General features: G+C 70.3%; 4 protein-coding genes, 1 pseudogene and 1 riboswitch. Of the genes and pseudogenes, 3 read left to right on the forward strand and 2 right to left on the reverse strand.

Annotated features, from left to right (window positions below):
- Window positions 1–106 precede the first annotated feature (106 nt).
- Window positions 107–460: pseudogene (locus ACWGI8_RS37910) on the reverse strand (phosphate ABC transporter ATP-binding protein); the annotation flags it as partial.
- Between the two features lie 221 nt (window positions 461–681).
- Window positions 682–1,161: a hypothetical protein gene (locus ACWGI8_RS37915; protein ID WP_453667983.1), complete on the reverse strand. Its 480-nt coding sequence runs from the start codon at window positions 1,159–1,161 to the stop codon at window positions 682–684.
- A gap of 313 nt (window positions 1,162–1,474) precedes the next feature.
- On the opposite strand from ACWGI8_RS37915, the gene ACWGI8_RS37920 reads away from it, so the two are divergent.
- The 3 genes from ACWGI8_RS37920 to ACWGI8_RS37930 all read left to right on the forward strand — a co-directional run bounded on the left by ACWGI8_RS37920 (window position 1,475) and on the right by ACWGI8_RS37930 (window position 5,734).
- Entirely contained in the window at window positions 1,475–1,978 is a 504-nt protein-coding gene (locus tag ACWGI8_RS37920) for a GNAT family N-acetyltransferase (RefSeq protein ID WP_453667984.1), read from the forward strand.
- 52 nt (window positions 1,979–2,030) lie between these two features.
- A riboswitch (cobalamin riboswitch) is annotated at window positions 2,031–2,173 on the forward strand.
- Between the two features lie 130 nt (window positions 2,174–2,303).
- The gene (locus tag ACWGI8_RS37925) at window positions 2,304–4,688 is read left to right on the forward strand and encodes a ribonucleoside-diphosphate reductase subunit alpha (RefSeq protein ID WP_453667985.1); all 2,385 of its coding nucleotides are present in this window, start codon (window positions 2,304–2,306) and stop codon (window positions 4,686–4,688) included.
- Window positions 4,688–5,734: a ribonucleotide-diphosphate reductase subunit beta gene (locus ACWGI8_RS37930; RefSeq protein WP_453667986.1), complete on the forward strand. Its 1,047-nt coding sequence runs from the start codon at window positions 4,688–4,690 to the stop codon at window positions 5,732–5,734. Before ACWGI8_RS37925 ends, ACWGI8_RS37930 begins: the two co-directional genes overlap by 1 nt.
- Window positions 5,735–5,783 lie beyond the last annotated feature (49 nt).

Genomic DNA, 5,783 nt, shown 5'->3' on the forward strand with positions numbered 1-5,783 from the left:
GGTCTCCTCCTGTGAGGAGACGGCGGCCCGTTGCCGTGGCGGCCCGTGTCCGTGTCCGTGCGCGGCCCGGTCCCCCACCGGCCGCGCTCCGCGCGTGATGCGCCGGCTACCCGAACCGGCCCTCGACGTAGTCCGCCGTCCGCGGGGCCGCAGGCGACGAGAACATCGCCGGTGTGGGACCGTGCTCGACGATCGCGCCCGGGGTGCCCTGCTCCGCGAGAAAGAAGGCGCACTGGTCGGAAACGCGGGCCGCCTGCTGCATGTTGTGGGTGACGATCACGATCGTCACCTCGTGGGCCAGTTCCCTGATGGTCTCCTCGATACGGCGCGTGGAGGTGGGGTCCAGGGCCGAGCAGGGCTCGTCCATCAGCAGCACCTTGGGGCGTACGGCCAGGGAGCGCGCGATGCACAGACGCTGCTGCTGGCCGCCGGAGAGCGCGCCGCCGGGCTGACGGAGACGGGAGAATCCGGCGACGCCGAGCGCCTGGTTGGCGCGGTAGGTGAGGAAGACGCCGACCAGCAGCATGATGGCCAGCACGACGGCACCGCTGCCGCGGGCACCTCCCCGGAACAGCCGGTCCCCGAGCTCTCCCCCGCCGCGCAGGGCGCGGGGCGTGTCCGCCGCGTCCGCGGGGTCCGGTGCGGGCTCGGACGGGCCGGTGAGCCCCGGCATGACGACCGTCATCGGGCACCCGCCCCGGCCCTGATGGCGGCGCGCGCAAGGGCGTTGGACGCGAAGCCGTGGCCGTCGTCGTCCTGCTCCGCACATGTGGACGCCGGTTCCGCGGCGCCGCGCAACGGCACTCCGCGCAGCCGGGGCCTGCTGGGCATCCCCTCGGCCAGCCGGGCCACGGGAACGGCCGCCAGGAACTGGCTGAGGTTGTACTGGCACTCGCGCTGGCGCAGATAGGGCCTGCCCGCGACCGCGACGGCCCGCCCGTCGAGCTCGAGGCGCCATGTCCAGCTGCCCGCCGTGTCCGGCATGGAGAGCAGCACACGGGCCTCGGCGACCTTCTCACGCAGTTCGATCATCGCGGCAGCGCATTCCTCCGGGCCGGCGAACGCTTCGGCGCTGCGTCCCAGTTCGCGGTTGTTCGCCCCGATCAGCCGCCACCCGACCGGCTTCTCCTCCTCAGGTCTCTGCGGCGATACGCGCATCACGTACAAGAACCGTGGCCGAACCGTCGAAACCACCCCCTCTCGTCGTCCGTCCATGTGCTCTGCACGTGTGGCGGAAAAGCCCTCCCCGAGCGCACCTGACGCTCGCGGGTTGTGTAGGGCCTGTATGCAAGGCGAGGTGAAGGCCGAACGGAGGGAAAATGAATGGGAAGCTCCGGGGAACTCAAGGTAATCGTGATCACGGTTCCGGTGACGCTGCGCGGCCTCCGCCCCGGCCCCGCACCACCGGCGGCCCCTGGAAACCCGTGACCTGCGGAAGCGGAATCACCTGGCCCGCCTGCGGCAGACTGCCGGGATGGATGTGATCATCAGACCGCTGGAGCCGCAGGAGCACGACGTCCTCGGCGAACTCACCGCACAGGCGTATCTCGGGGACGGCCTGCTGGACTTAGGGGAGCAGGATCCTTATCTCGCCGTGCTGCGGGATGTGTCCGGACGCGCCGCGCAGTCCGAGGTGCTGGTCGCCGTCGACGGCTCGGGGCGCCCGCTCGGCGGCGTGGCGTTCACGGCGGGCGGGAGGCCGTACGCCGATGTCGCGGGGGACGGCGAGGCCGAGTTCCGGATGCTGGCCGTCGCCGCCGAGGCCCGGGGGCGTGGTGTGGGCGAGGCTCTCGTCAAAGCGTGCATCGAGCGGGCCCGGGCCCTCGAGGGGTGCCGCCGGCTGGTGCTGTCGACCCAGCAGCGGATGCGTGGCGCCCACCGCATCTATGAGCGTCTGGGCTTCGTACGAACCCCGGAGCGGGACTGGAAACCGGCGGCCGGCCGCAATCCCCTGCTGACGTACGCACTTGAGCTCTGAGGGGTGAGCCACGCCACCGCGACACAACATGTGGGGGGCGCAGCATCGACCCGCCCCTACATGTATGCTCGACTCCGTTGCCGCAGCAGGGGAATCCGGTGGAAATCCGGAACTGTCCCGCAACGGTGAGTTGGTCTGCATTCGCTCCTTTGCATACCCACGAGTCCGAGGACCTGTCGGCAACGCACCCGGTCCGTCCGGCCCGGGTGCCGACACGTCCGGGCCTCGCGGAACAGGCCGGTGGACGCGGCGCACCGGCTCTCAGACGCGTGCGCCCGTGCCCCTGCGCCCCGCCGGCCCCCAGCCGAGCGAGGGAGAGCACCCCGTGACCATCGCGCCGCCCGATCCTGCTTCAACGAAGCTCACCGACGGGCCAGGTACCGCGCTGCTGCGGACCCTTACCGACCTCACCGCCGATCTCCCCGACACCGACCCGGGCCGCGTCGCCGCCGCCGCGCTCCGGGGCCGTCACGCGGGCTCGGACGAGGCCGAACTGCGCGAGCTGGCCACCGAAGCGGCCGCCGGCCTGATCTCGGAGGACCCGGCCTACTCACGGCTCGCGGCCCGGCTGCTCACCCTCACCATCGCGGAGGAGGCGGCCTCACAGGGGGCGGCCGCCTTCTCCGGCTCGGTCGCCGTCGGCCACCGCGAGGGCCTGATCGCGGACCGCACAGCCGCGTTCGTACAGACCCACGCCGGGCGCCTCGACACGCTCATCGACCCCGCCGGCGACGACCGCTTCGGCTACTTCGGCCTGCGCACCCTCTACAGCCGCTATCTCCTCCGGCACCCGATCACCCGCAAGGTCATCGAGACGCCGCAGCAGTTCATGCTGCGCGTAGCCGCCGGCCTGGCGGAGGACGACTCGGTCCGGGCCCTCGACGAAGTCGCCTCGCTGTACGGGATGATGAGCCGGCTGGACTACCTGCCGTCCTCCCCCACCCTCTTCAACTCCGGCACGCGCCACCCCCAGATGTCGTCCTGCTATCTGCTGGACTCCCCGCTGGACGAGCTGGACTCCATCTACGACCGCTACCACCAGGTCGCGAGGCTGTCGAAGCACGCGGGCGGCATCGGCCTCTCCTACTCCCGCATCCGCTCCCGCGGTTCGCTGATCCGCGGCACCAACGGCCACTCCAACGGCATCGTGCCGTTCCTGCGGACGCTGGACTCCTCGGTCGCCGCCGTGAACCAGGGCGGCCGCCGCAAGGGCGCGGCCTGCGTCTACCTGGAGACCTGGCACGCGGACATCGAGGAGTTCCTGGAGCTGCGCGACAACACGGGCGAGGAGGCGCGCCGTACGCACAACCTCAACCTGGCGCACTGGATCCCCGACGAGTTCATGCGCCGGGTGAACGCGGACGCCGAGTGGTCGCTGTTCTCACCGGCCGACGTGCCCGAACTGGTCGACCTCTGGGGCGACGACTTCGACGCCGCCTACCGCAAGGCGGAGGCCGCCGGGCTCGCGCGCAAGACGATCCCGGCCCGTGACCTCTACGGCCGCATGATGCGCACCCTCGCCCAGACCGGCAACGGCTGGATGACGTTCAAGGACGCCTCGAACCGGACCGCGAACCAGACCGCCGAGCCCGGCACGGTCGTCCACTCCTCCAACCTGTGCACCGAGATCATCGAGGTCACGAACGACGGCGAGACGGCGGTCTGCAACCTCGGTTCGGTCAACCTCGGCGCCTTCGTCGAAGAGGGAGCCGACGGCGCGGAGATCGCCTGGGAGCGGCTGGACGAGACCGTCCGTACGGCCGTGACCTTCCTCGACCGGGTCGTCGACATCAACTTCTACCCGACCGAGCAGGCCGGCCGCTCCAACGCCAAGTGGCGCCCGGTGGGCCTGGGCGCGATGGGTCTCCAGGACGTCTTCTTCAAGCTGCGGATGCCGTTCGACTCGGCCGAGGCCCGGGCCCTTTCGACGCGGATCGCCGAGCGGATCATGCTGGCGGCGTACGAGGCGTCCTGCGACCTCGCCGAGCGCAGCGGCCCGCTGCCCGCCTGGGAGCAGACCCGCGCGGCGCGCGGCGTTCTGCACCCCGATCACTACGGCGCTGCCGTGGAGCTCAACTGGCCCGAGCGCTGGGCGGCGCTGCGCGCCCGGATCGCCGCGACCGGGATGCGCAACTCGCTCCTCCTCGCCATCGCGCCGACCGCGACCATCGCCTCGATCGCGGGCGTGTACGAGTGCATCGAGCCGCAGGTCTCCAACCTCTTCAAGCGCGAGACGCTGTCCGGCGAGTTCCTGCAGGTCAACTCCTACCTGGTGGACGACCTGAAGAAGCTGGGCGTGTGGGACGCGCAGACCCGTGAGGCGCTGCGCGACTCCAGCGGCTCGGTGCAGGGCCTGAACTGGATCCCGGCGGATGTGCGCGAGCTGTACCGCACGGCGTGGGAGATCCCGCAGCGCGGCCTCATCGACATGGCCGCCGCCCGCACGCCGTTCCTGGACCAGTCGCAGTCGCTGAACCTCTTCATGGAGACGCCGACCATCGGCAAGCTCTCCTCGATGTACGCGTACGCCTGGAAGCAGGGCCTGAAGACGACGTACTACCTGCGCTCCCGCCCGGCGACCCGGATCGCCCGCGCCGCGTCCGGCACCGCGGCCGCCGCCGCACCCATCCCCGTACAGCAGGCGGCCCCCGACGCCGACGCGATCGCCTGCTCCCTTGAGAACCCCGAGTCCTGCGAGGCCTGCCAGTAATGACCACCGCGAACGACAGCAAGGCCGAGAAGAATCTTCTCGACCCGGGCTTCGAACTGACTCTCCGCCCCATGCGTTACCCGGACTTCTACGAGCGCTACCGGGACGCGATCAAGAACACGTGGACCGTGGAGGAGGTCGACCTCCACTCCGACGTCGCCGACCTCGCCAAGCTCTCCCCCGGTGAGCAGCATCTGATCGGCCGTCTGGTCGCCTTCTTCGCGACCGGCGACTCGATCGTCGCGAACAACCTGGTGCTGACGCTCTACAAGCACATCAACTCCCCCGAGGCGCGCCTGTACCTGTCGCGGCAGCTCTTCGAGGAGGCCGTGCACGTCCAGTTCTATCTGACGCTGCTGGACACCTACCTCCCGAATCCGGAGGACCGCGCCGCCGCCTTCGACGCGGTCGAGAACATCCCCTCGATCCGCGAGAAGGCCCAGTTCTGCTTCAAGTGGATGGCCGCCCTCGATGGGGAAGGGGGGGTGGAGAAGATCGAGCGGCTGGAGACGAAGGCCGACCGCCGCCGCTTCCTGCTGAACCTGATCTGCTTCGCGGCCTGCATCGAGGGGCTGTTCTTCTACGGCGCCTTCGCGTACGTGTACTGGTTCCGCTCCCGGGGCCTGCTGCACGGCCTGGCGACCGGGACGAACTGGGTCTTCCGCGACGAGACGATGCACATGAACTTCGCCTTCGAGGTCGTGGACACGGTCCGCAAGGAGGAGCCGGAGCTCTTCGACGACGAACTCCAGCAGCAGGTCACCGACATGCTGCGGGAGGCCGTCGAGGCGGAGCTGCAGTTCGGCCGCGATCTGTGCGGTGACGGCCTGCCGGGCATGAACACCGAGTCGATGCGCGAGTACCTGGAGTGCGTGGCCGACCAGCGGCTCACCCGGCTGGGCTTCGCCCCGGTCTACGGTTCGCAGAATCCGTTCTCCTTCATGGAGCTCCAGGGCGTCCAGGAGCTGACGAACTTCTTCGAGCGTCGCCCGTCGGCGTATCAGGTGGCGGTCGAGGGCTCGGTCGACCTGGACGAGGACTTCTGACCGCTCGGCCGGACACGTGCGGGCGGGGGCCCGGACCGGGTGACGGTCC

The sequence above is a fragment of the Streptomyces sp. NPDC054841 genome (genome assembly GCF_053611045.1).

Bases quoted from the DNA above. Each gene is read 5' to 3' on its own strand.
- ACWGI8_RS37920 (WP_453667984.1), top strand. From the start codon at position 1,475: ATGGATGTGATCATCAGACCGCTGGAGCCGCAGGAGCACGACGTCCTC.
- ACWGI8_RS37930 (WP_453667986.1), top strand. From the start codon at position 4,688: ATGACCACCGCGAACGACAGCAAGGCCGAGAAGAATCTTCTCGACCCG.